General features: G+C 68.1%; 1 protein-coding gene. It reads left to right on the top strand.

Going from position 1 to position 254, the window contains the following annotated elements; genetic code table 11:
- A partial coding sequence (locus SB751_RS33095; protein ID WP_410749383.1) for a LysR family transcriptional regulator occupies nt 1-254 on the top strand: 254 nt, incomplete at both ends.

Here is a 254-nt window from a genome sequence, read left to right as displayed (position 1 = left end):
GCGGTGAGCCGCTCGGTGGCACGGCTCGAAAAGCGCCTCGGCGCGCGGCTGTTCGTGCGCACGACGCCGCAGATTCGCCTCACCGATCTCGGCAAGCGCTACTTCGAGCAATGCCGCGAAGCGCTTCGGCAACTCGCGGATGCGGAGCGGGAAGCGACCGGGCAACAGGCGACGCCCGCCGGCGTGCTCAGAATCAGCATGCCGACGCCCTACGGCCATTACCGGGTTCTGCCGTTGCTAGCTGAGTTTCGCGC

Source organism: Cupriavidus sp. SIMBA_020 (assembly GCF_046535395.1).
Lineage (GTDB): Bacteria > Pseudomonadota > Gammaproteobacteria > Burkholderiales > Burkholderiaceae > Cupriavidus > Cupriavidus campinensis.
Note: the sequence above shows the minus strand (reverse complement) of the source record. Positions and strands in the feature narration are given on the sequence as shown.